We start from the raw sequence: 2,946 nt of genomic DNA on the forward strand, positions 1-2,946 counted from the left end.
CTCGCAAGTACATAAACATAATAATTTTACATATTATAAAAATAAGTCCTATGGATCCTAGTGTCAAGTCATTTGTATGAAAGGTGGTAAAACAGAAATCTAGACTGTAACTTTTGATTTAACCCAATTATACAATTTACTCATTTTACCATCCTGACCTAAAATACCAGAATTATTTTTATAAAAAGTGTCAACTATTAGCTTTATAGAGCCTATAGCAGCAGAAAATACAGGATTTTTATCATATTCGCCATCAAGACCGCTACAAGACTCAGGGCACCCAATTCGAACTTGCTTATTGAATATATAGCCTGCAATTTCCTTCATGCTTGTGAGTTGACTAGTTCCACCTGTGATCACTACTTTATTAATTGGATCTTTCTGCTCTTGAAATTGCTCTCTTACCATTTCAAGTATTTCTTCAACTCTTGGTCTTATGATGTTAATAAGCTCAGATTTGAATACTTGAGTAGGTTCATCATTTTCGTTGTTTTGCATTGTAATGTACTCATTCTCATCTATTGAAGTTACGATAGTGCTACCATACAGTATTTTTATATACTCTGCACGTTCTATGCTTGTGCATAGCCCGTAAGCAATATCTCGAGTGATATGAACGCCACCAATTGGAGCGCTGCTTGCATACACAAGTTTCCCTCTTTTGAAAATTCCAATTGCAGTGCACCCACCGCCTATATCAACAATAGCAGTCCCGAGCTCTTTTTCATCTTCACTGAGACACGCAAGACCTGCAGAATATGCAGAAGCAATACAACCTGCCATATTTAATCCACCATTATTGGTAATACAGTTTTCAATATTGGTAAGCGCTGGACGCGAAGCAGTGACAACATTAACATCAGCAGATAGTCTTTTTCCGTACAATCCACCAACTTCTTTTATGTCAGTCATGTCATCTAAGTGATATTTCAGTGGTATATTGTGAATGATAACATTTTCTTCAATATATTTCTCAAACGTCTGAAAAACTACACGTTTTATATCCCGGTCAGAAATTTCATGATTAGCTGCAATAATTTCATTATGTACTTTGAAAGATGAGATGCCACATCCAGCAATGCTTACATATATCTGGTCTATAGTTTCCTCTGACACTTGCTCAGCTAAACCTATAGTTGATGAGATGGAGTAATTTGCGTGTTTTACATTAGTTATCGACCCACCGTTTACACCTTCTGCAATCTTATAACCCGTTCCTGTTACTTTATAGCTGAAGTTGCCATTTATCTTAACGATTAGACAAATAATCTTTGTTGTACCTATGTCTAAAACAGCAAAAACGTTTCTCTTTGGTTTTGCTATTACTGCAGAGTACATTAGTTAACCTTATTACGCAATTTCATTTAAATTGTAGCTTTCTTTAATAATTTATATTTCTATTATAGATATAGCAACATTTTAATATACACTAAATTCTGGACAAAAGGAAAAGCAAAACATAGAATTATAATTTTTATGTCCATATTACCAATTGTAATTGCCCCTGATGAAAGACTAATCACACGTGCCAGTGAAGTAACAGATATAAACGATAAAATTAAAGAATTAGTAAACGACATGTTCGAAACTGTGTACGATGCAGAAGGTCTTGGCCTTGCTGCAGTGCAAGTTGGAGTGCTGAGGAGAGTTTTTGTTATGGACATTCAGCTCTCTCGAGCTGAAGACGAGCCAGTAGGGTATGAATCGACTGGCAAATTTTACATGATTAACCCTGAAATTACGGAATTATCCGATGAACAAGTAATTCTCAAAGAAGGGTGCCTTTCAATTCCAGAGCAAAGCTATGAAATTAAGCGTCCAAAATATTTGACTGTGAAATATAAGGATTTAAATAATGAGGAACAGACGCTAAAAGCTTGCGGCTGGCTCGCAAGGTGTATTCAGCATGAGCTAGATCACTTAAATGGCATATTATATATTAGACATTTATCTAAATTAAAGTATGATATGGCCATGAAAAAAGCACAAAAGGTTAAAAAGCATTATGAGCAATGAAGACCTAGAATTATTAAAATTTTACCATGAAGTGGGCGTTGATTGCACACTAATGGAGGGTGAAGAGGAAAAAAAATTGGAGAGCAAAGAGAGTGTACAACCCTCTGTTATCCAAACTGGGACTAAGAAGAAAGATGCAGGTATGCGCTGGAATGACACTAAAGATGGAAAAGACATGTTTCCAAGTGATTGGATAATTGAAGCAAGGAAACTTGCAGGTAAATGTGGTAGTGTGGATGAATTAAGAAGTGCAGTTGAATCATTTGAAGGTTGTGAGATAAAAAAAACTGCAACTAATACTGTCTTTTCCGATGGTAATCCAAATGCAAAAATTATGCTCGTTGGTGAAGCTCCAGGAGCAAATGAAGACCTTCAAGGCATATCATTTTGTGGTGCAAGTGGAATGTTGCTCGATAAAATGTTAAATGCAATCAATCTTGATCGCACTAAGGTATACATAAGCAATACTGTATTTTGGCGTCCACCTGGCAATAGAAAGCCAACCGACCTAGAGCTTGATATGTGCAGACCATTTGTCGAAAAACACGTTGCACTAGTTTCACCACAAATTTTAATTTTGGTCGGGGGAATCGCATGTTATAGCCTTCTTGACAGCACAAAAACTATATCGAATTTGCGTGGCAGATTTCATACGTACACTAACCAATATTTGTCCAATTCAATCACCACAGCCGCTATATTTCATCCAGCTTACCTACTTCGCCAACCGGCACAAAAACGTTTAGCCTGGGAGGATTTGAAGAAGATTAGGGAGTATCTTGATAACACCAATAACTGCACAAATACCTAATAAAGTGGTAGACCTCTTGCATAGTTTTTTGCAGCATGTTAACAATCGTTAGAAACGAAAAACTTACTTGACACCCTTCGCCAGCGCCCTTATCATGATAGTGAAGCTATTGTATTTGC

At 36.5% G+C, this 2,946-nt stretch carries 3 protein-coding genes; 2 read left to right on the forward strand and 1 reads right to left on the reverse strand.

The window, feature by feature from the left end; translation table 11 throughout:
- Positions 1-99 precede the first annotated feature (99 nt).
- Positions 100-1,338 carry a cell division protein FtsA gene (ftsA, locus tag ACIPNH_RS00810; protein ID WP_400770994.1) on the reverse strand — a complete coding sequence of 413 codons (1,239 nt, stop codon included), beginning with the start codon at positions 1,336-1,338 and terminating at the stop codon, positions 100-102.
- Positions 1,339-1,476: 138 nt separating this feature from the next.
- On the opposite strand from ftsA, the gene def reads away from it, so the two are divergent.
- Entirely contained in the window at positions 1,477-2,016 is a 540-nt protein-coding gene (gene def / locus ACIPNH_RS00815; protein WP_253309681.1) for a peptide deformylase, read from the forward strand.
- Positions 2,006-2,827, forward strand: a complete 822-nt coding sequence (locus tag ACIPNH_RS00820; protein ID WP_400770999.1) for a uracil-DNA glycosylase — start codon at positions 2,006-2,008, stop codon at positions 2,825-2,827. The genes def and ACIPNH_RS00820 overlap by 11 nt, the downstream gene beginning before the upstream one ends.
- Positions 2,828-2,946 lie beyond the last annotated feature (119 nt).

The sequence above is a fragment of the Wolbachia endosymbiont of Drosophila barbarae genome (genome assembly GCF_044752445.1).
Classification (GTDB): domain Bacteria; phylum Pseudomonadota; class Alphaproteobacteria; order Rickettsiales; family Anaplasmataceae; genus Wolbachia; species Wolbachia pipientis.